The following is a 26,826-nucleotide window of genomic DNA, read 5'->3' on the forward strand; positions in this document are numbered from 1 at the left end:
CCAATATTTTTTAAATTAATTAGTATATAAATCAGCCAATAATTATATGCTTTCACCCTTTATTTTAAATAAAGCTTAATATTTATATCCCCAGATGATTGAATAACAAATTAATTCCTATCATGGAAATTTGGCATTTTTATCAATTCCAAAGACTCTTGCCTCACCCGACCCGCCATCGCAGCTAACTGCAAGCTCATAAAAGCATTCAAATCTTCCAAATCACACTTGGCTGAGGAAAAAATCTTCTGCATTTCATTTTCTGCTTCCAAACTCAGATATCCAGCGGCAATAGCTTGTTTTACAACTTCACGAACCTGCACGGTAAAAATGTCCCTTACTAAATTTTAACTAATCAAAAGCCAACTAATTACTAACAGGAAGTTTCGGAAGCCGTCTCGCCAAAGATTTCAAACTTTTTTAGCTCGCGAGACTCTTGTTTCACTCCTCCAGACATAGCTGCTAGTTGCAAAGCCATAAAAGCATTTAAGTCTTCCAAGTCATACTGGGTGGTAGTTAACATCCGCCGCAGTTGATTTTCGGCTTCAAGGGTTAGATAGCCCAGAGCCAGAGCTTGCTGGGCGAGGTCGCGAATTAGTACCATAACACTTCGGGATTTTATTGGTTCAAGCCTAAGTATCGAATGTTTTCACAGAATCAGCAGTGACGGCTATTGCTCAATAGGTGTGACATTGTGACGGGCCACTCGTGACAGCCGGAGTCGCAGAGTGTGACTAAGTATTTGCACTGTTGTGACGGAGATCACGCGGGGGATACCAGAGGAGGAGTCGGAGAGTGGGGAGTCGGAGAGTGTCCGGGTGTCTGGGTGGGGGAGTCGGAGAGTATCCGAGTGGAGGAGTCGGAGAGGGGGAGCATTTTTCTTCTTCCCTGGGACTAATGACTAAGGGTGAGAATTAAATAAAATCCACTTTTCATGACTGTTGTGGGATGGGCGTCCCGCCCGTCCAAAACGGAGGGGCGGGACGCCCATCCCACAAGAAAAAAGGGAAATTATTTAATTGACGATCCTAATGACCGAAAGCATCTAGGATACAAGCCCCCGGGTTCATCCGTCCAGAAATAAAAAACCTGTATCCGATAAAGGAGCCCCCGAATTTATCCGTGCGGTCAAGGCTTCAATCTAAAATCTCAAATCTAAAATCTAAAATCCATTGACTACTGCCTTCTACCTTCAGAAGACGCTCAACGTCTATAATCAGCAAGTTAAATATTTACTGCAAGACATATGGAAGCACCACATAAAGATTTGCTACAACAAATAGCCCGACTATCGGAAACTTATGCTAATTTGGCCGATCGCCTATCAATGGCAGCAAAACAACTCCAAGACTCCGGCCTTCCTCCCTCTGACAGCTTGCTGCAAGAAGTAGCCACCTACAGCCGCAACTTTGCCGCAGTCCAAAAACAAGCTCTCGATCTCAACAAATCCGGTATCGCACCAGGGGAAATTACTTCCCTCAAAGAGATTCAAAACTTAGTCGAGACTGCCTCCGCTTCTGAAGGAAAAGCAGAAATTCGCGATGCAGCATTGAAAGTGATCGATCGAGTATTGGCGATCGCCCACCGCGAACAAAGCGACTTCGCGCCCTTACAATCAGTTCATGCCAGAGCCCGCGAACTGCAGCGCGCGATTTCCGAATCAACCCCAACTCAACTGCATTCCGACGCAGAATCCTTAGTCAGCGGCAAACACCCAGTTTCAGCAGTCCTCGCCCTGGTGGAACAGCAAGACAAATTAGACGACGAACAGTGGGTCATTCTCGAAGAAACAGTCAGCGCCGCTTTTGGCAAACAAATAGCCGTAGCCATTTCCAGAGGCAAATTAACCATTGCTGAGATGGTAAAAGCAGCACCTGCAAAAGTCGAACCCGCATTTAAACCAGCGCCAGAACAAAAAATCAGCGCCGAACCTTTGCCAGAAGTGATTGTCATCCCGTCAGGAAATGTGGCACCGAAACAAGTTACAGTTGCGCCACAGATCCAGATTTTGGAATCCCCCGCGCCTTCTGTCCCCATGCACGAGGTAATTATTGTTCCCAGCGTGGAAGTACCTAAGTCTCTTCAGACAACCGGTTCGGGGAACATTGTTTTTGGGGCACCTAGGGACATTCAACAACCGGTGGCAGTAGAGGGCGGTTTGGGAATCAAAGTTTTGGTGCACATTCAGGGAATTGGCGATCGAACTTTCGGTTCTCAAGAATACGCGGGTACTAAAGCTCAAGGGCGTCGTGTCGAAGGATTTGCGATTAAGATCGACCCGCTAATTCCCGGCTTAAATGTCGAGTACATGGCTCACGTCGAAGGTGTTGGCGACACTCCTTGGCTCAGCCAGGGAGAATTGGCGGGTTTTCGGGGTCAAGCGAAACGAATTGAAGGATTTGCCGCCCGCCTGACAGGGCCGCAAGCTGATAAGTACGACGTATTTTATAACGCTCACATTCAGAATATCGGCGACACCGACGTGTCCTCCAACGGCGAATATTGCGGTACTCGCGGCAAAGCTTTGAGAATAGAGGGTATCAAAGTTTGGCTCGCGCCGTCTGCGAGTTCCCAAACAGTGGCGCCTGTGGGTTTAAAAGTGTTGGCGCATATTCAAGGAATTGGCGATCGAACTTTTAGCGATCGAGAATATGCGGGTACTAAAGCTCAAGGCCGCCGCGTCGAAGGATTTCAAATTAAAATAGAGCCTCCCGTTGCCGATTTAAATTTGCAGTACATGGCTCACGTTGAAGGAGTTGGCGATACTGCTTGGTTCTCGGAAGGAGAGTTAGCTGGATTCCGGGGCAAAGCGAAGCGCATTGAGGGATTTGCCGCCCGCCTGACAGGGCCGCAAGCTGATAAGTATGACGTATTTTATACGGCTCACATTCAGAATGTGGGCGATACTCCTGTTACTGCTAACGGTCAATATTGCGGCACTCGCGGCAAAGGTTTGAGGGTTGAGGGGATGACTGTTTGGGTCGAGCCGAAAGCGTAAAAAGTGAGAATGAATGGAAAATTTGCATGGGATTTTCCATTCATTTTGTAGGGTGCTTCAGTTCGCATTATTTTTGCCAAAAACTAACAATTTCCAAGCTGACGCACCAGCCAATAAATGGTGCGTTAGAACGATTATTTATACTTTCTGTGCTTATTCTGAATCCCAAAATTGACAGCAATATGTCTCTTTGACCATTTCAGCTTGAATTTTTTGGTTGATTTCGGAGCGATTGAGTTCCCAGTTGCTGATGGTATGCACGATATCGATACCGGCCCAAATTAACATTCCCAGGACGATCGCAGCAATAAAGTATCCCATAGCTTTCTTAAAAGTTGAGGTTTGCTGTGTCTAATGTAGCGTGGCAATTGAAGGCAGACAGGATAGAAAATATCAAAGTCGAGTTCCGATTTCCACCTCGCTTGTCTGCGGAGGTAGACTTCGTTTTTGTAGTAGCGATTTCAATCGCCGAATTATCTTCACCCTTCCAAAGCTGCCAAAAGACACAGCAATAAAGCCTCCGTCCACTCGACTACGGCACCGTAAGTATCGCCCGTGTGGCCGCCCAAACGGTGGTTAAACCAGGCTCCGGCAAAAATTCCGATCGCACTTCCCCCCAAAGCCATCCCCACCGCCAACAGCCACCGATCGCCCTCCAAGACAACTTGCACCACGCTCAAACTCAGCAGCAACAACACTCCCGGTATAAAATCAAAAGGAGAATAAATCGATTCCTTGTGAAAAGCTCCCTTACCCTCGGCCCGGAGATAGGGATAGCGGGCGATCGCCACCAGTTGGGCCCACCTCCCCCAACCGGCGACGCCCATCAAAGCCAGCCACCGATAGTTATTCAAGTCCGAGAGAGCGGCAGTTTTCAGCAGCACGATCGCGATCGCAGCCATCGCCCCAAAGGCTCCTGTAACGCTGTCCCGCATGACTTCCAGCCGACGCACGGGGTCTGGTACAGCCAGCCCGTCCGCCGCGTCCATTGCGCCGTCTAGGTGCAGCCCGCCAGTCACGGCGATGCCCAAGACTACCACCAAGGCCGATCGAGTCAGAGCAGGCATTCCCAACAACTGCAACCCAACATCCGCCAGTCCCACCATCCCCCCAATCAAAAGCCCGATCGCCGGTGCCAAGCGGGCAATGCCCCGAAACTCCAAAGTCCAAGACACCGGTACCGGCAAACAAGTATAAAAAGCGACTGCGGCTGCGATGGCAGCGCCTTGATTCCGGAAAAAGTCGATCGTAGACCGAACCAATTTATCATCCACCATAAGATAGAAAATTTTTCATCTGGTATGCAGTTGTCAATCGATTAGCGTGTGCCAGAATTGGACTGTAACACCCTAGTTTTTTGGATCGAGCATTCCTCCTGTCGCCGGCTCTTTTCCCCGGAAAACCTCTGTCGGCAGCGATCCCCAAGCTCCCTATCTAAAAAGACTAAACTCAAGATCCGCGTTTCCCGTACCAAGAATTCTAGCTAACTCCCTGATTTTCAAGACGGGAAAATACTACAACAGAGGCTTTTACTCCATGAGTCACGATCAATTGAATAACAGGGTAGTTGCTCCTTGCATCATCGATACAGGGATCGTCGTCAACAAACGCGATATCAAAAGATTGCTGTTTGATTTAGGACGTGTCCGCTACCTTCACATACAAGATGGCCAGATTTATAGCGAAGGGGAAGGTTATGTACTCGAAGTCTTCGCCAACCCCCACCGTTCTACCCTGATTGCCAACCATGCGCTTTATTTGAACGTGTATAGTTTTGATTACCTGGAACTGAAACAGTCGCCTGAAGATGGTGCTTATTTTGACCTGATTCAAGATGGACGGCTGTTGCGGTTAATTCCCCTCTCCAATCCTTTGCAAGAGCAATTCGCCCGGAATTTAAATGCTGCGGCTTTGGATGCGGTTGTCGATCAGGTACTCTCAGGCAACTGGGATCTGCAATTGGACGAAGATGATTCCCCCTTTTAATGGTCAGTCACTCGATTTTAGATTTTAGATTTTAGATTTTAGATTTACTCGCAGCGCCGTGAATCTGGGAGTTAGAACTAAGGTCTAAAATTTTTTGCCCTCCACGACGATTGTCGGAAACTTGTCTCCGTTTTTGGGCGGGGTCATTCGATTTTAGATTTTCGATTGTCGATTTTGGATTGACTTGCGCGAGATAAATTCGGGGGACGCAAGGATTTTCGATTGTCGGTTTTGGATTGATTCCACGGATAAATCACGTGGCGGGTACCATCTAGAAATTCTCGGTCATGAGTTTTTTGTCGCGATGTCATCAACAATAGATTAAATAACACTCACATCTTGCACCATTCTCGGTTAACAGGCTTTTCGGCCTGTTCCACAAAGAGTGAATTTTCTTGTGGAACAGGCCGAAAAGCCTGTTCCTAAACAAGTAATTGAGAATGGTGCAACATCTCAAATAACACGGACGGCCGAGTAGCGGTTAACGAGCATCGAGGACTAATGACTGAGGACAAGGCGAAATTTTCTTTTAAATGTCAGGCTAATTGCAGCCATACCCAAGCGCGTGCAGGGGTTTTTGCGACTCCCCACGGTGTGGTGGAAACGCCTAAATTTATGCCAGTGGGGACGCTAGCTAATGTCAAAACTTTGACCCCGGCACATCTTGAGGCGGCGGGTTCTCAAATGGTTTTGGCAAATACTTATCACTTGCACTTGCAGCCGGGGGAAGCAATTGTCGCAGGCGCGGGCGGATTGCATAAATTTATGGCTTGGCCAGGCCCGATGCTGACGGATTCGGGCGGCTTTCAGGTGTTTAGCTTGAGCCAAATGCGGACTATTTCTGAGAATGGGGTGACTTTTCGCTCTCCCCGCGATGGCCGCATGATTAATTTGACGCCGGAACGATCGATCGAAATTCAGAATGAGTTGGGCGCTGATGTGATTATGGCCTTTGACGAGTGTCCCCCTTACCCCGCTACGCGGGAGGAGGTGGAGGCTGCCACAAATCGCACTTACCGCTGGCTGCAACGCTGCATTCAAGCTCACTCGCGCCCGGATCAAGCTTTGTTTGGCATCGTCCAGGGGGGCGTTTTCCCCGATTTGCGATCGCGCGCGGCGAACCAGTTGGTAGATTTGGATTTACCAGGCTATGCCATCGGCGGGGTTAGTGTGGGGGAATCGGGGGATTTGATCGCAGAGATTGTGAAGGTGACTGCGCCTCTGTTGCCGGCAAATAAACCGCGTTATTTGATGGGGATTGGGACTTATCGGGAAATGGCGTTGGCGGTGGCGAGTGGGGTAGATATGTTTGACTGCGTGATTCCGACTCGCCTCGCCCGCCACGGGACGGCTTTTGTTGGTGGGGAACGCTGGAATTTGAAAAATGCTCGGTTCCGGGAGGATTTTGCTCCGCTGGATGAGTCTTGTCCTTGTTATACCTGCCAAAAATTCAGTCGGGCTTATTTGGCTCATTTGGCGCGGGCTAACGAAGTGCTGGGGTATACTTTGCTGGCGATTCACAATGTGACGGAGTTGATTCGCTTTACTGGGAGGATGCGGGAGGCGATTTTGGCCGATCGATTTACTGAAGAGTTTGCCTACTGGCTTGCACCGACAGTCGATCGATCGTGATTGCCTTGGGTGAAGATATGCGACAATTATCTGAAAATTGGGTTTAAAACCCAGTCGTTGTAGGACGGCTTTTTCCACACCGTGCGAAGTCAGAAATCCTAGGTATTTGGGTAAACATATCCACGCGCTTTGTGTGGTATGCTATCGAGATCAGACAAGATTTAAAAACCTACCCCCGGACTGGGGGAAAGTCTACGCCCAAAACATTCTTGAGGAGACATGACTACGCACGTAACGTGCATACGTGGTCAGCCTGGGAACCCTAGCAATAGGGATATTAAGACTCAAAAGTCTTAAAAATCCTCACGCCTTTAGGCTGAGGAGTGTCAAGAAAATTGTGTTGGATAGGTAGGTTGATTCATGGAAGCTGCATTACTCTTAGCAAAACTGCCCGAAGCTTATTCGATTTTTGAGCCTTTGGTTAATGTTTTGCCGGTCATTCCCGTATTTTTCTTGCTGCTGGCTTTTGTTTGGCAGGCGGCTGTCGGATTTAGATAAGTTTGATTTTAATAAAAGCAGGGGCAATTCTGGAATTGCCCCTGATTTTACGTGTTGAGTTTTTGGGCTGATCTCGTTTACGGTTGTTTCGGAATGATTTAACCGCAGAGACCGCAGAGACCGCAGAGGAAGAGAAGAGAGAGATGAATAATTAATCCGTGTAGTGCCTTCCTTCAGCTACCGCCGATCGCACTTTTGAATGCCGGTCTTTCTGAGATCCGCTTGATGTAATCTACAACGGCCGGATAAGCACTGAGGTCTAGTTTTAGCATCATCGGAATGTAGGCCAACATTGAGCCGACTGCTGCGTCGGCTACGCCGAATTCATCACCCATTAAAAATGGCTGTTTCTCGAAGATTTCATTTAACGGTTTTAACAACTTGGGAGTTTCGCGATCGCGAGTTGCTTCTGTAAATATTCCCGGCCCCAGGGTGGCGTTAGCAAACGTTACCCACTGCACGATTTGAGCTTGCTGCTCCAAATTGTCTGGCATCTTACCATATTTTTGAGCTAAATACAGCAGAATTGCGCCGGATTCCCAAAGTTTAAAATCTCCGTCGGCGATCGCTGGTACTTTGCCGATCGGGTTAATTTCGAGAAACTCTGGCTGCAAGTGTTCCCCTGCTTGCATATCCAGCATGACGAATTCGTAAGGAATTCCTATTTCTTCTAGATACCACTTGACAATTGAGGCCCGGCTGCGGGCTCCGCCGTAAAGTTTCAGCACGAAATTTTTATCCTTTAACACAATATTGCTGTTATAGCATTTTTTGGGAATTGGGAATTGGAAATTGCAGCCCGCAGAGACTTTGATGTCACTCTTCGACTAATAACTACTGACTAATGACTAATTGCCGATAACTAATGGCACTTCTGTCAAGTGCATAAACAAGATTCTGCTGCCAATGAAAATCAAAATTGCTCCGCCCACTATCTCAATTTTATTTGCAAATAAGTTGCCGCATTTGTGACCGATAAACACGCCTGCAAAGGCTAAAAAGAAAGTAATAAATCCGATCGCACTAACGACAGGGCCGATCGAAGTTTTTAGCACAGCAAATCCGAGGCCAACTGCGAGGGCATCGATACTCGTCGCCACCGACAGTGTTATCAAAGTCCCCGTATCTAAGGGATTGAACTTTTTCTCGCATTCTTCGCTGCTTTGCAGCGATTCGTAAATCATTCTCCCGCCAATGAAACTCAAAAGCCCAAAAGCTATCCAATGGTCGATCGGTGTTATCAAAAAACTAAAACCAAGACCGATTAACCATCCTATTACGGGCATTAGAGCTTGAAAAAATCCGAAGAATAAGGCAATTTTTAAAGCTTTATTGACCTTCATGTGTTTGATTGCTAAACCGCTCGAAACAGCGACAGCAAAAGCATCTGCTGCTAGTCCCAAGGAAAGTAAAACGGTAGTGGCTGCATCCATTTTTGTAAAATGTTAGGTGTTATAAGGAGCGCGAATTAAATAACTTACAATTTTAATTGTTATTGTGGGATGGGCGTCCCGCCCGTCCTTTTTGCATGGGCCCGACGCCCATCCCACAAACTTGTGGAAGTTATTTAATTCTCATTCCTAAGTAAAGTATTCCTCTTGACTGTTTTAGTTTACACTAAGTTTTGATATAATTGCGTTTTTATCATAATCTATTCATTTTTGACTCACATTTATTTCACAATTGGCGAGGGTTGAAAAAATCAGCGCTTAGCTATATTCTGTAAAAGATTATTTATCAAGTAGCAGAATTGACTATGCCGCAATCTAGACCCTACCAGCCATTGCTGCTCAGGTTACTGCACGGGGTTAACGCTGCGATCGCCCTTTTAGCAATTTTGAGCGCATTTCTGGTTTACAACACCTACGATGGGCGGTTTGGCAAAGTCCCCGTGCCTCAAATTGCAGATATTATCGGGATTCACGGCACTTTTGGCAAGATGTTGCTGTTAGGAATAATGCCGGCTTTTGCATTGTACAGTTTCCACGCAGGCCAAAAACGCTTGGTGCAGCCGGATTCTTTTGGGAAACTAACGCAGTTGGGAAAACCGATTTGGTGGTACAGTTTGCACCGGATTGTGAATACGTTGATGTTGCTAGCACTGACTTTTTCAATCGCTTCTGGCAGTATGGTTAAGGAAGAATGGCTGCCGGCTGGGGAATTGACGCAGGTTTGGTATTATTTACACGCTTGTGGTTGGGTGGTATTGGTATTTTGTCTGGCAATGCACTTGTTGATGAGTGCGAAGGTGGGGGGTTTGCCGCTAATTTTGTCGATGTTTGAGGCCGCCTATCGCCCGGAAGATTCGCCGGCTGCTTGGTGGAAGAAAATTCGCTCTTTTGTCGATCGCTCTTAATGTGAAAATGCTTAATGTGAAAATGAACAGAAATAATTTATTAATTGTTGCGGAAGTCTTGGTAATGGGAGGCTGGTTGTTTGCTGTGGTTGCACCTTTATTATTTCCCTAATCCTATGCTATCAATTTTTCTTAACAAATGATCGTTAGCTCTATACTGAGGACTTCAGCCCTCCGTTTTATGACGACTAAAGTCTTGACTATGGGATGAGAATTAAATAAAATCCACTTTTCATGAATGTTGTGGGATGGGCGTCCCGCCCGTCCTTTCTGGGCGGGCGGGACGCCCATCCTACAAGAAAAAAGGGAAATTATTTAATTGACGATCCTAGGAAGCCAAATTAAGCTTTTCGCGCCGCTTACTAGCAAGATTTGCGACTGGTTTTCCTGGCGGCAAAATGCGATATCAAACGATCGGCAATTTTACCATAAACTCAGCACCGCCCCCAGTTTGAGATTTAATTTGAGGTTGAACCGGAGATTCAACTTTCAGCCTGCCACCGTGCAATTCTACAATAATTTTATAGCACACCGACAGATCCAATCCTGTAAATTTTTTAAAGGATTTAGTAGGGCCAAACTCCTCAAATATTATTTGTTGAATTTCCGGCGGAATTGTTGAACCATTGTGGGCGATAGATACAACAATAAACCTACCTGTATCATCCTCGAAAATATCGGTTTTGATAGTAATAATTTGAGCCGATTTTTCAATACTTTTAACTGCATCTATAGCATTGATGATGAGACTCGCGAATACCTGGCTCAGTTGACCTGGATAACACAAAATTGGCGGCAGGTTGTTGTACTCCTTGACTACTAATATTTTTTGCTCCAGTCTGTGAGCCAGCAACAGCAAAAGATTGTCGATGCTCTCATTAACGTTGGCGTGTTCTTTGTTGGCTTCGTCAGGAAGTGAAAATTTTCGCAAAGCTAGGACTATCTGGCGAATGCCATCGGCTCCTATTTTCAAAAAATTGAGGATTTGTGGCAACTCTTTGCTGATAAAATCTAGGTCGCAACGCTCTATTTTTTTGGCAATTCGCGGCACAGGTTCGGGATATTGTTCGCGATAGAGGCGAATTATACTAAGCAAATCTTTGATATAATCGTTGAGGTGTATCAGGCGACCGTAAATAAAGTTAATCGGGTTATTGATTTCCTGGGCAACTTCGGCGGCTAGTTGACCCACCATTGTAATTTTTTCGCTTTGTACTAAATGATCTTCGGTGATTCTGAGTTTGGCTAATACTTCTTCCAAAAGTTTGAGTTCTTCTTGAATTTGCCCGTGGAGTTGGGATTGGGAAATTGCGATCGCCAGCGAGTCGGCAATTGCTTCCAAAACTTGCACCTCGTCGGGACTCGCAAATCGGCGGTTTGCACAGGCGAACAGATATCCAAGCCGATGATTCTTGGTTAGTACGGGTACTGCTGCGTAGTGACTATTTGTAAGTTCGATATGGGCGTGTTCCTCAGACGCTGTGGCATCAGGGGCGGCGGTTTTATGTAGCAGTATCGTTTCGCAGCGGTGAAGCCGTGCAGCTAAATCTCCAGAGGGCCCTCCTGCAACACCAAAGATTCCCAAGCGCCCCGGCAAACCTTCCCGGCAATATTCCCAGCCAAATTCTAAAGTATCTTGTCGGGGATCGTACCATGCGAAAATTGCTCGATCGAGCTTCAGTAAAGTACCGAGTTCGTCTACTGTAGTTTGGAGGATGCGATCGAGCTCCAAGCAAGCGCGAATGCGGCCAGTCAAGCGGTGGAGAAGGGCTTCTGTGCGACTGCGAATGCCATTTAGGGCAAACAGCTTGAGCGCCACAATTGCACAGAAAATAGCTGCTGCAGCAAGTACGCCGGCGGCTACTGCTAGTATCTTGAAAGGAAGGAGTTCTTTTTCGAGATTGTCGCGGGGAATTACGAGGGCGATCGACCATTCAGCTTGTTCTAAAGGAAGATAGGCAACATAAACTCTGGCGTCGTTGATTTGAGTCAGCACAATGCCAGTTTTTTGATAAACCATCTCCCGCGCTACATTTGCCAAATTAGCATCTGCAGACTCTAAAAGACTGGGAGCCGAATTGTCGATATTTCCGATTAATCGAGCGTCGGGATGCACAATCGGCACTCCTTGAGAATTGAGAACAAAAGCGTAAGTTCCGGGGCCATATTCCAGCTTTCTTACTACTTGGGCAATTCGATCCATGCTAATGACGCCGTTCATTACGCCGATCGGCTTTTGTGCTGTTTTCTCAAGATTATTTGCCGAATTTGACCACACCGGAGCCGAAATGGGAACAATACTTTGTCCTTTGAGCGTGCGAGAAATGGTAGGATCGGAAACATAGACTTCCCCAGCCATTGCCTTTTTGAAGTGTGCGCGGTCGCTGACATTAATCAACGCTCTGCCGACTTTTGTGGTGAAATAAGAACCGTCAGGATCAATTAATGTGAAGTATTGGAATTTTTGTAGTCGATTTACTTCCGATTTTAAATAAGGCTCTGCCACTGACCAATTCATCGAACGAACGGGAGCAGTATTGGCGAGGACTTCGATCTCAGCCTTTCTAGTGCCGAGCCAGCGATCGATCTTGTTGGCCCGCTCCCTAACTTCTAACAAAGCATTTCGCTCTAAATTTGTGATAATCAAGCGACGAACGCTTTGATAGCTCATACAACCAGTGATGCTAGCTGCCAGAATTGTTACGCCCAAAATTAAGAGCGCAGTTTGGTACCCAATAAGGTATTCGCCCTTTAATCCCGCTGGCAATAGTCTAGTTAATTTCCACCACTTTACTCTCGCAAAGCTTCGCATGGTTTGACCAATTTGTGAGATTGAAATCTTTAGCTCACCTACGATATACTCGCCCGCCTGCCAGTAGTCTTAAACTACTAGCATTCAATAATTGCGGGGATTTTTTAATTTTTCCCGCCGAGCGGCTCCTATCGTTTGCGGTTACACTCCTTATGATATAAAGGACACGGCCGTGCCGTTTTCCTACCCAGATTAATTGTAAGGACACGGCACTGCCGTGTCGAAAGCGGTGGGTAATATTAATTCTGATGCTACTCGATTTGATATCACTTTGTTAAACAGGAATAATATTATACCACTTTTTTGACAAATTAAAAAAAATTATCAACTACTTAATTCTTTTTGACAGGCGTTAATAATTGATGTTATTTAGGTGATGTGAGAAGTAGACTTTTTAGGTTGAGATGCTTGGTGTGTGTCTTAATCAAAAGTCCTGACTGTTTTTACTTCGTAGTCTGAAACCCTAGATTTTCAGTTGATAGTTCGATTGCTGAATCGCCTTAAAACCCTTATTCTACGGTTGTCATCAAAAACTGTCAGCAGTATTGCTTGATAACGAAATATTGAAAATTTTTCGTTCATTATTAATGAAGGAAAAACTTGTTAAATATTTTATTTACATCTCAAAAATCAAAACTTTTTGCGGTGCATCCGCTGGCTGAGGCACTGTTAAATTGCCCCAGTTGCGGGATTTGTTTAAAGAACCTTGTGAGTGTGTTCGTGCTGTTTCACATTATCTTCAGTGCGAATGACGCGCTCCGAGTTGAGCACCCTTTTGCGTTCTAAGGAATAAGTAAAGTCGTTGCGAACTGTTCCCAAGGGAATGTGAAGTTGAGCTTGGGGGCGGATTTTGTAAGTGCGGGCAGCGGCGATCGCCCGAAAGCCAAATTCTTCACTAAACTGAGATGATGTCGGGAATTCTGGCAACATTTTGGGTGTTTCGCCGTCGAGCACTGCTCCCAAAGTCGTCCCGCAAATCATTAAATAGGATGTGGGAATTCCCTTCAAAATTGCTTCTAAAGCTGCTGAGGGAATAGCTTCTATTACTTGCACTTCAAAAACTTCGCCTTCTTCTTTGATGAAGCAGGTAGCTACACCGACTGCTATGTAGTCGTCGGTGCAGAGATCGGGAGCGTTGGGATAAACTGTTGCAGTCGTCATAAGAAAAGCTTGGTAGTGTGGAAACCGGGAACGAGAAATTAAGCGATTTTAGATTTGAGATTTGAGATTTATTCCACGATTTTTTTCGGGGATTTTACGTTAAAAATCTCAAACCGGCTGTTCTAATAGCTAAAATTTTTTGGTTAAGCTCCAAGGAGCCGATCGCACGATTGTGTCGATCGTACCACATCAAGGTAGATGCCGGATGATTCGGCAAGGATTCCCCGCCGCCACGACGTTTGCGGGAATATCTTTGACAACAACACTGCCTGCGCCGATCGTGCTATTGTCGCCAATAGTGACTCCAGGACAAATAATACTGCCGCCACCAATCCAAACATTATTGCCAATATTAATTTCAGCGGCGAGTTCTCGGCCAGAAAGTCTAATTTTCGGGTCTGTGGGGTGAAGAGCGGTGTAAATTTGTACGTTGGGCCCACACAGTAAATTTTCGCCAATGTTAACTCGATTGCAGTCGAGAATCACGCAACCAAAATTCATGTACAATCCGTTTCCAGCATAAATATTGCTGCCGTAGTCACAGTAGAAAGGTGGCTCGATTTCAACTTTTGGGCCAACTGCACCGAACCATTCTGCGAGAATTTCTAACCGTTTCTCTGGTTCGTCTTCACGGGTAGAATTGTAGGTTCTGGCGAGGCGGCGGGCTCGCTGGCGCTCTAAAATTAATTGCTCATCAGCAGCTAAATACAATTCGCCGGCGAGCATTTTTTGTTTTTCGGTTTTTTCCACAGTTTTTTCCACGGTAAGAATCGGCGGTTGAAACCGCTACTTCACCAACGAACTTCCTCTCTAAGAGACTGAAGAATAATGTAGGGTGCGCTAGGCGCACCTTACCGCTATAATTAGCGCGTCAGCTCATTTTTGGATGTTGTAGCATACATTTAGGGTTCAGGTTTTGACTGCAAACAAACAGCTAAATCCAGATTGGCTAATTTCTCAAAAGCTCGATCGATCGATCCTTTTCCCCGCAAAAAACCAGTATTTGCACCGGGGCAAATATATTGTAAAGTTTCCGGCGAAAATCGATCGATAATTGACTTCACGCTGTTAATTTGCCTAGGCCAGTGAAAAGTTTTTGCCGTCAACAGCGGTACTGGGGCGGCTTCTCGGTTGGGGAGCAAGTGCCTACCCGAAAACAGCACTCCACCGCTGCCACTATGATAAAGGCAAGAGGAACCAGGAGAATGGCCAGGAGTCCAAAATGCTTTGATTCGATCGCTCACAACAAATTCTCGCTCAAAAACCGTCACCTTCAAACCCGGCAGTAAATAAGCTTCCTGCTCTTGAATCAGGATCTCGCACCCCGTGGCTTCCTGAATCTCCCGCGCCTTGGCGATAGCGCCACGGTGGGTGAGAAACAGCAGTCGCACGCCGCCGTGTTCCCGCAAAAATGTTTGGTTAATCTCATCCCAAGCGGGACAATCCACCAGGATGTTAGTTTGGTTTTCTACAATGAAATAGGCTGTTGCACCCAGGGTATCCCGGTTAGGGGGGAAAGCCAGGATATTGTCGAGCACGGGCCTGGGTTGTTTGGAGACTGAACTCTGTTGTTTCAAGGAAGTATTTCAGAAGGGAATGGGATAAATATTATGTTCTTTTTACTATGGTTGTTCGTATTGGGGCTGATATCGTACTACTTGTTGCAAAACGGCACCAGCCGCATCACCAAGACTCCGATATGGCTGCTGTGGCTGGTAATGATGGCGCCCGCGCTGATTTGGGGTGGTTGGATGTTAGTTTACGGCACGAGCAAAACTGTACCGCCGGAGTTGGTAATTATACCTTTTCTGGTTTGCCCTTTTTTGTATTGGTTTTTGGTACAGTTGGGGCGCAAGAAAATTACCGCCGAAACTGCACAGCAGGTAGCAGACTCGGAGACTGAACCTGCAAAGCCAAAACCGCCCGTGCGGCCGATCAATGCAGCAGAAGAAGCGAGTTTGCGCGATTGTTTTCCTTGGTCAATTTACTTTTTGCGAGATTTGGAATTTCGGCCCCAGGCTGTAATTTGTCGCGGACAGTTGCGGACGAACCCGGAGGCGGCTTATGAGGCAATTCGGGAGAATGTGGAGAGGCTGTTTGGCGATCGCTTTTTAGTAGTATTTCAAAACAGCTTGAGCGGTCAACCTTTTTTTGCTATAGTTCCCAATCCCAGCCACCAATCAGGCGAAACTCCTGTCAAAACCGAATCTGTAACCAGGCCATTTTTTGCATTAGCTTTGCTGCTGATCACGGTGTTTACGACTACACTTGTCGGGACGCGACTTGCCGGAGTTAGTGAACAAGCTTTGCAGTCTAACCCATCAATGTTGCTGCAGGGTTTGGCTTACTCGCTGGCTCTAATTACATTTTTGGGAATTCACGAATCCGGCCACTATTTAGCGGCCAGATTTTACCAAATTCGCACGACTTTGCCTTATTTTATTCCGATTCCTTTTTTCTTGGGAACTTTTGGTGCCTTCATTCAAATACGGAGTCCCATTCCCAACCGCCGAGCTTTATTTGATGTTAGTATTGCCGGGCCCCTTGCCGGTTTAGTTGCGGCAGTGCCATTATTGATTTGGGGTTTGAATCATTCGACTATTGTACCGCTGTCTGAAAAGTCGGGAATGTTAAATTTTGACTCTTTTAAACCCAGTTTTTCGCTGCTGATGACTTTGTTGAGCAAGTTAACCTTGGGTGGTGCTTTCAATGCGGAAACTGCGATCGATTTGCATCCGGTAGCGGTGGCGGGTTATTTGGGTTTGATCGTGACGGCGTTTAATTTGATGCCGGTGGGACAACTCGACGGCGGGCACATTGTACACGCGATGTTCGGCCAGCGAGCGAGTATGGCGATCGGGCAAGTTGCTAGACTTTGTATGCTGCTGCTTTCTTTTTTGGAACAGGGTTTGCTGCTGTGGGCGATTATTTTGTTTTTCACGCCGCTAAACGACGAACCGGCGTTGAATGATGTCAGTGAATTGGACGATCGGCGGGATTTTTTGGGGCTAATGGCGATCGGGCTTTTGTTAATGATTTTGTTGCCGGCGCCCAGGGTACTCCTTGAGTGGTTAAATGTTTAGCAGGAAGAGGGAAGTTCGGCAACGGATTCGCTCGACGGATTTAACTAACGGATCGATGTCGAAGTTCGAGGTAATAGAGAGGAAGGAAGAAAAGAGAGGTTGACAAAATCCTGCAAGGGTTGCTATACAAGCGAGTTTAGAATTTATCCACTCGCTTTCTATCTCGAAGTAATCTTTATTTTCACCGACTGATTAGAGAAATATGTCTTACAAATCCTTTACTTTCCAACAATTAGAAGAGCGATTTGGATTGGAGCTATCACTCAGTCCTCTTTTGAGTGCCAAGGTGGTTCCAGTAGAACCCTCCGAATGGCTTTGGAGAGCAATCGAAATTAGTTCTAACACTGCTGTTACAACTGTAAAAGAACGTTCAGAACGGATTATTTCTCCTATTCTGTTAGAATTTAGAGAAAGGAATAACCGACAATTTTCTATTTTTTCTGGTTGGTCATTTGATGTAGATGCTGAGCTGGGATTGAATGGGGAATGCGACTTTCTATTGTCTTCCGTGCCGTTTGATTTTGAAATAAAAGTTCCGGTTTTTGTATTGAGAGAAACCAAAGGCGGAGAAATAGAATCTTGTCTGCCACAGTGTGCAGCACAAATGGTAGCTGCTCAGCTATTTAACGAACGCGAACACAATTCCATACCTGCAATATATGGCTGCGTAACTACTGGCGTTGTCTGGCGGTTTCTTAAATTAGAAGGAAAGAATTTAATTATTGATGTTGATGTTTATTGTCTAGATAATGTTCCTATGATTTTAGGTGTTTTGCAAACACTTGTTAATTTATACCAATAAGTTGACGACTATAATAAAATAGGTTTATAGGAAAAATCCCTGGTTATTACCAACTTAATAATCTTTTTTTACCAGAGGCAAGAGCGAAAAAAATTACCGAAAATCAAATAATATCAAATCCGTTGGCATCGGAATGATTCATCTGTCTCTTCCGTTTCTCTGTATTCTCTGCGCCCTCTGCGGTTTAATCATTCCAATACAACCGGAATTCATTTAATATAGCTGTACCAATAATCGCAATGACTCCAGAAAAAACAGCGCTAATTCCGATTTATCGCGAGCAGTGGCGAGCAATTGGACTTTCGATCGCACCGATCGATCGCCCCAAGCGACAGCGGCAATCAACACCGCCTACAACATCATCCGCTATCTTGAACCGGAAATTATTTTCTGTGACAGCCCTGACGCTGCTTTGCAAGCTTTTAAACCGCTAATAGAAGGCGATTTGGGCAGCGAGTTGGGCAGGGAAATTCGCGAGAAAATTCACATTGAATTGTACAATCAATTGAGGTATCAACTCGGCAGCGAACTGCAAAACCAACTTTACAGCAAACTTTACAACCGGCTGTACGACCCGATATATCAATTGCACAGTCAAATTAAAGATGAACTTCTAAACAGATTTATCGGCGAATTAGATAGTAGCGATTGGGACAGCATCCTGAACCGCCAATTTTACAACAATAACTGCATAGTTTCAGAATTGTCCGCTTTTAACGGCAGTTGGGTTGATTTTTGCATTTCAGTGTTAAATTTGGAGTTCGATCGCCCTTTATACTCAGCCTTTAAATCTTTAGTGGAAAACTGCGGCTGGATTTACCCGTTTGAGAAAATGTGCTTTGTGTGCGATCGCCCGATCCAACTTCATTTTGATAGCGAATATTTGCTCCATGCTTTATGTCAACCAGCGGTTGAATTTGCTGACAAGTTCAGTGTATACTCTTATCGTGGCGTCCGACTGCCGGAAACAATCGGTCAAGTTCCGCCCCAATCTTGGCAAGCTTCATGGCTATTAACAGAACAGAATGCCGAAGTGCGGCGAGTTTTGATTCAGGCGATCGGCTATCCGAAAATTTGTCAAGAATTGCAAGCAACTGAATTGGATACTTGGCAAGAATATACTTTGTTGAAAATTGAGAATAATATTGACATAGAGCCAATTTATTTGTTAAAGATGACTTGTCCGAGTACGGGACACCTTCACGCTTTGCGAGTGCCGCCAAAAGTGCGATCGGCTAAAGAAGCGATTAGCTGGGTAAATTGGGGAATAGAACCCGAAGAATTTCAAGTCCAGACTTGAGGGGAAAGTTGAGAGTTTTGAGGGCGCGAGTTGACAGTTAAAGAATTACAGCGCCCCCAAAGCAGCATTCTGCATCAGTCCAGAACAATTAAAAAATGTAGAATTGCAGCCACCGCTTGATACTATGTACTCTGGCAGCTAAAACCCACAACTTCAAATCGACGTCAGGAACCTCAGCTATCAAGGCATGAGGCTTGAAAGAGAAATCTAACAAGCCATCCTGACCAGCCTAAGTCTTAACTGACTACGTTTTTTGAGTCACGACACCGGGCGGATGCGAAGCTAGTCCCCTGCTCTGTCGCTAGTAGTTAAACAACTTTAAGGTCACTGAAGTAGTGCTGCTAGCCTAACAAGCTCAGAAAACCTTGGCGAAGCTAACTTTACCCCAGAAATGGGAGTTTGAGGCAACCATACCTCATCGGAGGGGCAACGATACCCCTCCACCCCGCGAGGGGATTTAAATTAATGTAAAGCCGTGCTAAAAGCACGGGGTTTCTACCCATTTTTCTGATGAGCCAGCATTCAGACCGCATTGCCCCTCACGGCGGCATCCTGGTCAACCGCATTGCCACACTAGACCAAAGACAAGAATTTTTCGACAAAGCAGAGTCCCTGCCGCGAGTTCAGCTTTCAGATCGATCGATCTCCGACCTGCAAATGATCGCCATCGGCGCCCTGAGTCCCCTCAAAGGGTTCATGAACGAAGCTGATTATCGATCGGTCGTTAAACAAATGCGCCTCTCCAACGGCCTTCCGTGGTCGGTTCCCATCACCCTCTCGGTAACAGAAGAAGTCGCCGCCCCCCTGAAAGCAGGAACTTTAGTGCGCCTCGACACCCAGGCGGGCGAGTTTGTCGGCATCTTGGAACTTGCAGAAAAATATCACTACAGTAAAGAAGAAGAAGCCATCAACGTCTACCGCACCGACGACATCAAACACCCAGGTGTCCAAGTAGTAGACCAATCCGGGCCCGTTAACCTCGCAGGCGACATTTGGCTGCTGGAACGCGAACTAGACGCCCGGTTTCCCCAATACCAAATTGACCCGGCGAAATCGAGAATGCTGTTCACAGAAAAAGGATGGAAAACCATAGTCGGTTTCCAAACCCGAAACCCCATCCACCGGGCCCACGAATACATTCAAAAATGCGCCTTAGAAACAGTAGACGGCTTGTTCTTGCACCCGCTAGTCGGGACGACAAAAGAAGACGACATCCCGGCTGATGTGCGGATGCGCTGCTACGAAATTCTGCTAGAAAAATACTATCCAAAAGATCGCGTAATTTTGGCAATTAATCCGGCGGCGATGCGCTACGCCGGGCCGCGAGAAGCAATTTTTCATGCTTTAATTCGCAAAAACTACGGCTGCACTCACTTTATTGTGGGGCGCGATCACGCTGGAGTTGGCGATTATTACGGGACTTATGATGCCCAATATATTTTTGACGAATTTGAGCCGGGAGAATTGGGAATTGTGCCGATGAAATTCGAGCACGCTTTCTATTGCACACTGACGGAACAAATGGCTACAACTAAAACAAGCCCCAGCACTCCCGAACAACGGGTGCATTTGTCGGGAACCAAAGTGCGGGAAATGCTGCGCGCTGGAAAATTGCCGCCGCCCCAGTTTTCCCGGCCGGAAGTCGCTGCTGAATTAGCCAAGGCAATGAATATTTTTAGTTACGAGATTTAAATCTTGAACTTTGGTGGGGGCGACATTCTGAAGAGTTTTGAATTTTGAGTTTTGAGTTAAAATTTTATAATTTTAAACTTAAAGCTCAAAACTTAAAACTTAAAACTTATCTTAATACTAAACACTCACAACTTAATTAAATTCCCTAAAATTATTGCGGGGAATTTAACTAAAAAGTCACAACTTAAAATTCAAAGCTATTTAAAAATGGGACTCAAGCGGCGGGAATTTTTGCAGCAAGCTGGCCGGGTGCTGGCCGCCATCGGAATCAGCGAGGCCCTGTGGCTGCAGTTGGGCGATGGCTACCTCCAAGCCTTAGCGCAACCGACAGCCAGGAAATTGGCTTTGTTGGTGGGCGTTGACAAATATCCAGACTCGCCCCTGCACGGCTGCGTCACGGATGTGGAAATGCAGCGGGAACTGCTGATATATCGGTTTGGGTTTGTGCCGTCGGACATTTTGACTTTGACTGACGCTCAAGCTACGAGGGAGAATATCGAGACGGCTTTTGTGACTCACTTGACTCAACAAGCAAAACCCGGTGACGTGGTAGTTTTTCACTTTAGTGGCTGCGGTAGCCGAGTCAGTTTGGGCGAGTCTCCCGGAAAAATCCAAAACAGTTTGGTGCCGGCGGATGATGTTTTGCCGTTGTTAGCCAACCGGGCGGTGAACGATATTTTAGAGGAAACGCTGTTGCTGTTGATGCGATCGCTCGCGACAGAAAATGCGATCGCCATCCTCGACACCAGCTACCACTATCGGGGTTTCCCCACCAACGGCAATTTTCGCATTCGCTCCCGCCCCCGCCCCACCATCGGCGAGCCTCGCCTTGCAGAATTAACGTTTGCCCAAGGCCTCCGAACCCGCAAAAATCTCCGTCCTGCAGCCGCCGTACTTGCCGCAGGTGCGGATTCCCAACTCGCCGCCGAACAAGAGTGGGACGGATTTACCGCAGGTTTGTTTACCTACGCCCTCACCCAAACTTTGTGGTGGGCAACTCCCGCTAGCAGCTTCAGCGTCAGTTTCAGTCGTGCTGCGGGCAATGTTTACAGCAAGCTGGCGGGGTTATCGCAGCAACCGCAAATTCTCAATCACGATTTAACAATCGCGCCGGCGGTGAATTTTTCAAATTTAATGTTGAATTCCCCTGCATCTGACGGCGCTGTGACGGCGGTGGAAGAGGGGGGCAAAACTGTGCAGTTGTGGCTGGGGGGGTTGTCGCCCTCGGTTTTGGAGTTCTCCGAGGGTTCTGTGTTTGCTGTGGATTCCTCCGAGGGCGCGAGGCTTTTGCTGCGGGGACGCACGGGCCTTTCTGCTAAAGCCCAAGTTTTAGATGGGTCTGCTCAAACAGACGGCCAATTAACAGTCGGCGAATTGGTGAGGGAAGAAATTCGGGTATTGCCGCGAAACATCGGTTTGACAGTAGCTTTGGACTCGGGTTTGGAACGCATCGAGCGGGTGGACGCTACCAGCGCTTTTGCGACTGTGCCGCAAGTTTCGGCGGTAGGCAGCGAGCAATTGGCTGACTGTCGGTTCGGCAGAGTCCCGGAAACGACTTTAGCCGAAACTTCTTCGGCTCACGAGCCTGCTTTGTATCCCAGCCGTTACGGTTTGTTTTCTTTGGCTCAAACGCTGATTCCCGATACTGAGGGCGACGGGGGAGAAGCAGTTAAGGTGGCGGTGCAGCGCTTGACTCCGCAGTTGAAAGCGCTGCACGCTGGGAAGTTGCTGCGGCTGACAGCCAATGAGGGGTCTTCGCGCCTGAAGGTGCGGGCGGTTCTGGCAACTACCGCACCGCAAGCGCGGGCTGTGGCGCAGCGAGAGCCGGTGCGGGCCGGCGGTGATTATCGGCTGGAACCGCTGAGCGGAGAAAGTGAGAAATCCGCCAGTGCTCATATATTAAGTGTGAGCAACAGCAGCCGAATTCAGTGCAGATTGTATAACGACAGCGATCGCCCGGTTTACTTTGCGGTGTTTGACTCGGGCAGCGCGGGACGGCTGTCAGTGCTAGGCTATGAGGGCAAAGACGGTGTGGGGGGGATGTCGCGGCCGATCGCTCCGGGGGAGAATTTGATTGTACCGGCGGCTGGGGGGAGCGGATGGGCGGTATCCTTGCCGATCGGACTTGCGGAAACTTTCATTATATTTAGTGAGAGTCGCTTCGATCAAACTCTAGCTGCAATAGAAGCCGAGATCCAGCAAACGAGGGCTTCCTTGCCAATTCGAGTGCTGTTGAATCCTTTAAATGTGGCGCGGGCGGTGATCGAAGATTTGCACGCTGCTAGCATTCCGGGGGTGCAGAAAGCGGGGATATCGACGGACGATTTGGCTTTGGATGTGAATGTTTGGGCAACTCTGAGTTATGTTTATCGGGTGGTTTAATTGTTAAAAACTCCTCGATCAGAGTCGGCGATTGAAATCGCTTTTGATATTATGTCCGGTCGATTACCCCTAATACGGTAGAGGCGGGTTCACGAAAAATATCTGTCAATAATTGACAATCTCAAAAACCCGCCCTTTTAATCGCGGTCACTCGATCGGACTCGGACTTTGTTTGACTCTCGACAGCGGTTTCAACCGCCGCATCATAAAGGGGGTGGATTTCGCCGGATTTGGTATCAGAAATCAAGACTGATAAAGCTTTTCTACCATTTGAGCCAAGCGTTTCATAGCAGTTTCAATCTCATCATTTGTTGCAGTCAAACTGATGCGTATACACTCATGTTTGTGCTGCCAATCTTCCCGCAAACCGGGGAAAAAAGAACTTCCTGGCACCACAATTACGCCGACTTTTTTCAACTCTTGATACAGTTCCCAATCAGTCATTGGCAAATCTTTCAGCCACAACCACGCGAAAATTGCTCCTTCGCCCCGGTGCAAAAACCACGGCAAATCTTTCGGCATTGCTTGTTCTAGAGTGCTTTCTACGATCGCAAATTTGCTTTGATAGTACGGGCGAATTACGTTGATGGAAATATCCGCAAGAGCGCCGGAAGCAATGGCACGAGTTGCGATCGCCTGTCCGTATCTTGGCGAATGAATGCACATATTGGTCTGAAAACATTCTAATATTTGAATGATTTTTTCATCGCCGATCGCAATTCCGATTCTTTCACCCGGCAATCCGGCTTTCGACAAACTCATACAGTGCACGATATTGCCGCCAAAAATCGGCGTCATTTCGGTAAAATTCAAGGACGGGAACGGAGGGCCGTAGGCGGAATCCACGAACACCGGCGCGTCAAAAGCGGCCGCTAAATCGGCAATTTTCTTCACTTCGTCGTCGCTGAGAACGTTGCCGGTGGGGTTGCAGGGACGGGAAAAAATGACGCAACCGGTGGTTTCGTCGATCGACAATTGGCTGAAATCCGGGCGATATTTGAACCTGTGGGCGGCCGCATCAATATCGAGGGTAGGTTTGCAGGCGACTACCGCTTCGGGAATCAAGCTCACGCCGCCGTAACCGGTGTAGTCTGGGCTCAGCGGTAGCACGATATTTTTAAGGCTACCCCCCCTAGCCCCCCCTTGGTAAGGGGGGGATGGGGGGGGTGCGGTGTAGCCGCCGAAAGCGTTGGCTGCGTAGAAGTAAATCGATTGACTTCCGGGAGTAATTAGGATATTGCGATCCGTCAAATTCAGTCCGTAACGCTGATTAAAATCCGCCAATACCGCATTGATAAACGGCTGATAACCTTGACTGGAACCGTAGCGACAAACCACCTCGCCGTATTCTGGGCTCGCCAAAAGTTCCGCAGTGCAGTCGCGCCACAACTGCTCGACTTCCGGCAAAATCACCGGGTTTCCGGCGCTCAAATTGATAAACTCCTGCCCGCTGCCGGCTCGGAGTGTTTCAATAATATCTTTCATAATTGCCCGAACTCCCGTGAGGTGGGACATCTGAGCGCCAAATTGAGTCAGGGCAGGGTTCATAGCAAATGCAGCGACAATGATAGAAGTTTACAGTTTACCCATGATAACTCCAGTCGCAGGCGTTAGCCTAGCTGATCTGGGGCATGGGTTGTCGATCGAGCATCTGATTAATTCAATAAACTCGATGCACAGCGTTTTATTTCTTCCCCTGTGCGCCCGCCGGAGTATAAGATTGTGGCCATTTGTGGAGTTCGATCGAACTGAGATGTTGCACCATTCTCAATAAGCTTTTTAGGAACAGGCTTTTCGGCCTGTTCCACAAGAAAATTCACTCTTTGTGGAACAGGCCGAAAAGCCTGTTCTTGACAATGGTGCAAGATGTGAGATCGAACAGTGTTTTTTACCTAAAAATTAGCGAACCGAACAGCCATCTCTAATTCAAGAGTTGTGGTAAGATTTCACGCCGTCGCGCCCGATGAATTGCCGATCCTTGACAACAACCATTGGAAACATCTAAAATTAGTCGTAAAACCCGATCGCAACAGAATTTTATGGGCTCCGGTTACTGCTATAATTACAGGTTTAATCCAGCCTCAAAAATCCGATTTGTTGCTAGCTCATTTTCATGATTCGCGGTTTTTTGACAGCGGTGCATTTTATTATCAATCCGACTCAAGCCAATATCTGTCGTAAGATCGACCTTTGAGTGGCATTACATAACAAAAACGTAAATTTTCACCCAATTAATTGCCGTAAAATTCAATAAAACAATGACACACTTTCCACTTATAGAATACGAGCAACTTACAGATCCTAAAGCCAAAGCAGTGTACGAAGAAATCTTGACAGACTTGGGGTTTGGCATCGTCCCCAACCTGTTCAAGTCAATGGCAATCAACCCTGATATATTAGAAGCAAATTGGAAAAAATTCCGGGGAACAATCCTGCAAGGAGACTTACCCCGCACGCTTAAAGAAATGGTCGGCGTCGCTATTTCCCAATCAAATAATAGCGAGTACGCTCTCCAAGTTCACCTACACGGATTGTCAGCCTTGGGGATGAGCGAAGAACTACTGCGAACCCTAGTTTCTGACTTTGCCAATTGCCCTTTGCCAAAACGTGATAAAGCCGTAATTACCTTTGGCTTGCTCGCTGCTACAAAACCCCTGGAAGTGACAGAAAATGATTACCAAAACCTGCGGGATTTAGGGCTAGATGATTCTGAAATATTTGAGATTATTGCAACAGCAGACTTGTTTAGCTTTGTCAACCGATATACGGATGCAATAGCCCTCGAAATAGATGCTTTGTAATCTATATTGTATACCCCTATTATGGGCGATCGGCTAGAAGATCAAGATCGAGAAGAACTTCTGTTGACAGCCCGCCGTTTGTTAGCAGAAGCTCAAGCCCTTTCCATCCGCATTTCCGCCGTCAACGAAGTTGCCACTGCCATTAACCGCACCCTCGATCTGGGCCAGATTTTGCGGGTAGTAGGCAAGCAAGCCAAATGGTTGCTCGACTTTGAACACTGTAGCGTTTGCCTGCACAGCACTAATGCTTGCATGACTTTATTTGGCCCACATATTCCTGTAGATATTGCAGCCCTCCCAGAGGGCGGCCCTATTCACAAGGCCTTCAACACACGTCAACCTCAATTAATTCAAGAAGCAGAGGCTACTGCTATTTTATCCCCCTACGCTTCGCAAATAATCCTTCCTTTGGAAAGCGAAGGTAAGGTTTTAGGAACCATTAATTTTGCCACAACCAAGCCGCGAGCTTACACTCAAGAAGACTTGCGAATTGGCTATCTTTTGGCTTTGCAACTATCCTCAGCCATCCGCAATGCTGAACGTTTTAAAGAAATAAATAGGCTGTATTCCGAACTCGATGCCGAAAAGCACAAATCCGATCGGCTACTGTTGAATGTGCTCCCGGTTGAAATTGCCGAGGAACTCAAAAATAACGGCAAAGTGGAACCACTTTATTATGATAACGTATCGGTTTTATTTACTGACTTTAAAGGCTTTACTCAGTTATCTGAAAAAATGACGCCGCGAGAGTTAGTTGACGAACTAGACTATTGTTTTTCTTATTTCGATCGCGTGATGGATAAATACTCTATGGAAAAACTGAAGACTATTGGCGACAGCTATATGTGTGCGGCCGGAATTCCTACGCCTCGCGCAACACACGCTTTTGACGCTGTACTTGCTGCCATAGAAATTCGACAGTTCATGGATTTGCGAAAAATACAGAAAGCTCAAGAAAATATCCCTTATTGGGATATCCGCATTGGCATTCATTCAGGCCCAATACTGGCTGGGGTAATTGGCAAGAAAAAGTTTTCCTATGATGTCTGGGGAGATACAGTTAATACTGCATCTCGGATGGAATCTTCCGGTGTCCCTGGAAATATCAATATCTCTCACGACACGTTTGAATTAGTTAGAGATTTTTTTGAATGCGAATACCGAGGCAAAATTTATGCTAAAAATAAAGGGGAGTTGGATATGTATTTGGTTCGCTATCTTAAATAAATTTGGGACGGGCTAATTGCTAAGGAATGAGAATTAAATAACTTCCACTCTTGAAAGTGGGATGGGCGTCCCGCCCGTCCTTTTTGGACGGGCGGG

At 46.8% G+C, this 26,826-nt stretch carries 24 protein-coding genes and 1 pseudogene; 13 read left to right on the plus strand and 12 right to left on the minus strand.

From position 1 onward, the window contains the following. Window positions 1–110 precede the first annotated feature (110 nt). Both QUB20_RS06390 and QUB20_RS06395 read right to left on the minus strand, forming a co-directional pair. Window positions 111–323: a hypothetical protein gene (locus tag QUB20_RS06390; RefSeq protein WP_333240060.1), complete on the minus strand. Its 213-nt coding sequence runs from the start codon at window positions 321–323 to the stop codon at window positions 111–113. Window positions 324–373: 50 nt separating this feature from the next. Continuing rightward, window positions 374–604, minus strand: a complete 231-nt coding sequence (locus QUB20_RS06395; protein ID WP_242723336.1) for a hypothetical protein — start codon at window positions 602–604, stop codon at window positions 374–376. Window positions 605–1,246: 642 nt separating this feature from the next. Between QUB20_RS06395 and QUB20_RS06400 the strand changes: the two genes are divergently transcribed. Then, a complete protein-coding gene (locus QUB20_RS06400) occupies window positions 1,247–2,998 on the plus strand; it encodes a hypothetical protein (protein WP_333244774.1) in 1,752 nt (583 codons plus the stop codon). Window positions 2,999–3,151: 153 nt separating this feature from the next. Here the strand turns inward: QUB20_RS06400 and QUB20_RS06405 are convergent, their stop codons facing one another. Both QUB20_RS06405 and cobS read right to left on the minus strand, forming a co-directional pair. Next, window positions 3,152–3,319, minus strand: coding sequence for a hypothetical protein (locus QUB20_RS06405; protein WP_333244771.1), 168 nt, complete (start codon window positions 3,317–3,319; stop codon window positions 3,152–3,154). A gap of 158 nt (window positions 3,320–3,477) precedes the next feature. Beyond that, window positions 3,478–4,275: an adenosylcobinamide-GDP ribazoletransferase gene (cobS, locus tag QUB20_RS06410; protein ID WP_333244768.1), complete on the minus strand. Its 798-nt coding sequence runs from the start codon at window positions 4,273–4,275 to the stop codon at window positions 3,478–3,480. Window positions 4,276–4,534: 259 nt separating this feature from the next. Between cobS and QUB20_RS06415 the strand changes: the two genes are divergently transcribed. The 3 genes from QUB20_RS06415 (at window position 4,535) to QUB20_RS06425 (ending at window position 7,114) form a co-directional block, all read left to right on the plus strand. Next, window positions 4,535–4,984: a hypothetical protein gene (locus tag QUB20_RS06415; protein WP_333244765.1), complete on the plus strand. Its 450-nt coding sequence runs from the start codon at window positions 4,535–4,537 to the stop codon at window positions 4,982–4,984. A gap of 501 nt (window positions 4,985–5,485) precedes the next feature. Continuing rightward, a complete protein-coding gene (tgt, locus tag QUB20_RS06420; protein WP_333244762.1) occupies window positions 5,486–6,616 on the plus strand; it encodes a tRNA guanosine(34) transglycosylase Tgt in 1,131 nt (376 codons plus the stop codon). A 360-nt stretch (window positions 6,617–6,976) separates the two neighbouring features. Continuing rightward, window positions 6,977–7,114 (plus strand): photosystem II reaction center protein K, encoded by a 138-nt coding sequence (locus tag QUB20_RS06425; RefSeq protein ID WP_006634808.1) that lies wholly within the window; start codon window positions 6,977–6,979, stop codon window positions 7,112–7,114. Between the two features lie 173 nt (window positions 7,115–7,287). Here the strand turns inward: QUB20_RS06425 and QUB20_RS06430 are convergent, their stop codons facing one another. Both QUB20_RS06430 and QUB20_RS06435 read right to left on the minus strand, forming a co-directional pair. Beyond that, a complete protein-coding gene (locus tag QUB20_RS06430) occupies window positions 7,288–7,842 on the minus strand; it encodes a glutathione S-transferase family protein (protein ID WP_333244853.1) in 555 nt (184 codons plus the stop codon). Window positions 7,843–7,962: 120 nt separating this feature from the next. Then, window positions 7,963–8,547, minus strand: coding sequence for a manganese efflux pump MntP family protein (locus QUB20_RS06435; RefSeq protein WP_333244759.1), 585 nt, complete (start codon window positions 8,545–8,547; stop codon window positions 7,963–7,965). Between the two features lie 323 nt (window positions 8,548–8,870). On the opposite strand from QUB20_RS06435, the gene QUB20_RS06440 reads away from it, so the two are divergent. Then, window positions 8,871–9,470, plus strand: a complete 600-nt coding sequence (locus tag QUB20_RS06440; RefSeq protein WP_333244756.1) for a cytochrome b/b6 domain-containing protein — start codon at window positions 8,871–8,873, stop codon at window positions 9,468–9,470. A 406-nt stretch (window positions 9,471–9,876) separates the two neighbouring features. On the opposite strand, the gene QUB20_RS06445 is transcribed toward QUB20_RS06440, so the two are convergent. The 4 genes from QUB20_RS06445 to QUB20_RS06460 all read right to left on the minus strand — a co-directional run bounded on the left by QUB20_RS06445 (window position 9,877) and on the right by QUB20_RS06460 (window position 15,020). After that, window positions 9,877–12,141, minus strand: coding sequence for a cache domain-containing protein (locus QUB20_RS06445; protein WP_333244753.1), 2,265 nt, complete (start codon window positions 12,139–12,141; stop codon window positions 9,877–9,879). An 837-nt stretch (window positions 12,142–12,978) separates the two neighbouring features. Then, the gene (locus QUB20_RS06450) at window positions 12,979–13,443 is read right to left on the minus strand and encodes a hypothetical protein (protein WP_333053853.1); all 465 of its coding nucleotides are present in this window, start codon (window positions 13,441–13,443) and stop codon (window positions 12,979–12,981) included. Between the two features lie 189 nt (window positions 13,444–13,632). After that, window positions 13,633–14,193: a sugar O-acetyltransferase gene (locus tag QUB20_RS06455; RefSeq protein ID WP_333244750.1), complete on the minus strand. Its 561-nt coding sequence runs from the start codon at window positions 14,191–14,193 to the stop codon at window positions 13,633–13,635. 152 nt (window positions 14,194–14,345) lie between these two features. Next, window positions 14,346–15,020, minus strand: a complete 675-nt coding sequence (locus QUB20_RS06460) for an MBL fold metallo-hydrolase (RefSeq protein WP_333053856.1) — start codon at window positions 15,018–15,020, stop codon at window positions 14,346–14,348. Window positions 15,021–15,053: 33 nt separating this feature from the next. Between QUB20_RS06460 and QUB20_RS06465 the strand changes: the two genes are divergently transcribed. The 5 genes and pseudogenes from QUB20_RS06465 (at window position 15,054) to QUB20_RS06485 (ending at window position 22,702) form a co-directional block, all read left to right on the plus strand. Further along, window positions 15,054–16,526, plus strand: a complete 1,473-nt coding sequence (locus QUB20_RS06465; protein WP_333244747.1) for a site-2 protease family protein — start codon at window positions 15,054–15,056, stop codon at window positions 16,524–16,526. A 202-nt stretch (window positions 16,527–16,728) separates the two neighbouring features. After that, window positions 16,729–17,328 carry a hypothetical protein gene (locus tag QUB20_RS06470; RefSeq protein ID WP_333244744.1) on the plus strand — a complete coding sequence of 200 codons (600 nt, stop codon included), beginning with the start codon at window positions 16,729–16,731 and terminating at the stop codon, window positions 17,326–17,328. A gap of 239 nt (window positions 17,329–17,567) precedes the next feature. Next, a pseudogene (locus QUB20_RS06475) lies at window positions 17,568–18,628 on the plus strand (DUF6745 domain-containing protein). Between the two features lie 510 nt (window positions 18,629–19,138). Then, window positions 19,139–20,320 (plus strand): sulfate adenylyltransferase, encoded by a 1,182-nt coding sequence (gene sat / locus QUB20_RS06480; RefSeq protein ID WP_333244738.1) that lies wholly within the window; start codon window positions 19,139–19,141, stop codon window positions 20,318–20,320. 207 nt (window positions 20,321–20,527) lie between these two features. After that, a complete protein-coding gene (locus QUB20_RS06485) occupies window positions 20,528–22,702 on the plus strand; it encodes a caspase family protein (RefSeq protein ID WP_333244735.1) in 2,175 nt (724 codons plus the stop codon). 243 nt (window positions 22,703–22,945) lie between these two features. Here the strand turns inward: QUB20_RS06485 and QUB20_RS06490 are convergent, their stop codons facing one another. Beyond that, window positions 22,946–24,250 (minus strand): valine--pyruvate transaminase, encoded by a 1,305-nt coding sequence (locus QUB20_RS06490; protein ID WP_333244732.1) that lies wholly within the window; start codon window positions 24,248–24,250, stop codon window positions 22,946–22,948. 107 nt (window positions 24,251–24,357) lie between these two features. After that, window positions 24,358–24,510 carry a hypothetical protein gene (locus QUB20_RS06495; protein ID WP_333253641.1) on the minus strand — a complete coding sequence of 51 codons (153 nt, stop codon included), beginning with the start codon at window positions 24,508–24,510 and terminating at the stop codon, window positions 24,358–24,360. 127 nt (window positions 24,511–24,637) lie between these two features. Between QUB20_RS06495 and QUB20_RS06500 the strand changes: the two genes are divergently transcribed. The 3 genes from QUB20_RS06500 (at window position 24,638) to QUB20_RS06510 (ending at window position 26,730) form a co-directional block, all read left to right on the plus strand. Then, a complete protein-coding gene (locus QUB20_RS06500; RefSeq protein ID WP_333291248.1) occupies window positions 24,638–24,883 on the plus strand; it encodes a hypothetical protein in 246 nt (81 codons plus the stop codon). Window positions 24,884–24,960: 77 nt separating this feature from the next. Next, window positions 24,961–25,503: a peroxidase-related enzyme gene (locus tag QUB20_RS06505; RefSeq protein ID WP_333240093.1), complete on the plus strand. Its 543-nt coding sequence runs from the start codon at window positions 24,961–24,963 to the stop codon at window positions 25,501–25,503. 6 nt (window positions 25,504–25,509) lie between these two features. Next, on the plus strand, window positions 25,510–26,730 hold the full coding sequence (locus tag QUB20_RS06510; protein WP_333244729.1) for an adenylate/guanylate cyclase domain-containing protein: 1,221 nt from the start codon (window positions 25,510–25,512) through the stop codon (window positions 26,728–26,730). The last annotated feature ends 96 nt before the right edge of the window (window positions 26,731–26,826 follow it).

Origin of the sequence: Microcoleus sp. B4-C2, assembly GCF_036705265.1 — a bacterium.
GTDB lineage: Bacteria > Cyanobacteriota > Cyanobacteriia > Cyanobacteriales > Microcoleaceae > Microcoleus.

What these genes read in the sequence shown, in the direction of transcription:
- QUB20_RS06465 (WP_333244747.1), top strand. Translation starts at nt 15,054, where the DNA reads ATGTTCTTTTTACTATGGTTGTTCGTATTGGGGCTGATATCGTACTAC.
- QUB20_RS06440 (WP_333244756.1), top strand. Translation starts at nt 8,871, where the DNA reads ATGCCGCAATCTAGACCCTACCAGCCATTGCTGCTCAGGTTACTGCAC.
- sat (WP_333244738.1), top strand. Translation starts at nt 19,139, where the DNA reads ATGAGCCAGCATTCAGACCGCATTGCCCCTCACGGCGGCATCCTGGTC.
- QUB20_RS06400 (WP_333244774.1), top strand. Translation starts at nt 1,247, where the DNA reads ATGGAAGCACCACATAAAGATTTGCTACAACAAATAGCCCGACTATCG.
- QUB20_RS06490 (WP_333244732.1), bottom strand. Translation starts at nt 24,250, where the DNA reads ATGAACCCTGCCCTGACTCAATTTGGCGCTCAGATGTCCCACCTCACG.
- QUB20_RS06405 (WP_333244771.1), bottom strand. Translation starts at nt 3,319, where the DNA reads ATGGGATACTTTATTGCTGCGATCGTCCTGGGAATGTTAATTTGGGCC.
- QUB20_RS06395 (WP_242723336.1), bottom strand. Translation starts at nt 604, where the DNA reads ATGGTACTAATTCGCGACCTCGCCCAGCAAGCTCTGGCTCTGGGCTAT.
- QUB20_RS06505 (WP_333240093.1), top strand. Translation starts at nt 24,961, where the DNA reads ATGACACACTTTCCACTTATAGAATACGAGCAACTTACAGATCCTAAA.
- tgt (WP_333244762.1), top strand. Translation starts at nt 5,486, where the DNA reads ATGACTGAGGACAAGGCGAAATTTTCTTTTAAATGTCAGGCTAATTGC.
- QUB20_RS06415 (WP_333244765.1), top strand. Translation starts at nt 4,535, where the DNA reads ATGAGTCACGATCAATTGAATAACAGGGTAGTTGCTCCTTGCATCATC.
- QUB20_RS06445 (WP_333244753.1), bottom strand. Translation starts at nt 12,141, where the DNA reads ATGAGCTATCAAAGCGTTCGTCGCTTGATTATCACAAATTTAGAGCGA.
- QUB20_RS06485 (WP_333244735.1), top strand. Translation starts at nt 20,528, where the DNA reads ATGGGACTCAAGCGGCGGGAATTTTTGCAGCAAGCTGGCCGGGTGCTG.
- QUB20_RS06425 (WP_006634808.1), top strand. Translation starts at nt 6,977, where the DNA reads ATGGAAGCTGCATTACTCTTAGCAAAACTGCCCGAAGCTTATTCGATT.
- cobS (WP_333244768.1), bottom strand. Translation starts at nt 4,275, where the DNA reads ATGGTGGATGATAAATTGGTTCGGTCTACGATCGACTTTTTCCGGAAT.
- QUB20_RS06470 (WP_333244744.1), top strand. Translation starts at nt 16,729, where the DNA reads ATGTCTTACAAATCCTTTACTTTCCAACAATTAGAAGAGCGATTTGGA.
- QUB20_RS06450 (WP_333053853.1), bottom strand. Translation starts at nt 13,443, where the DNA reads ATGACGACTGCAACAGTTTATCCCAACGCTCCCGATCTCTGCACCGAC.
- QUB20_RS06435 (WP_333244759.1), bottom strand. Translation starts at nt 8,547, where the DNA reads ATGGATGCAGCCACTACCGTTTTACTTTCCTTGGGACTAGCAGCAGAT.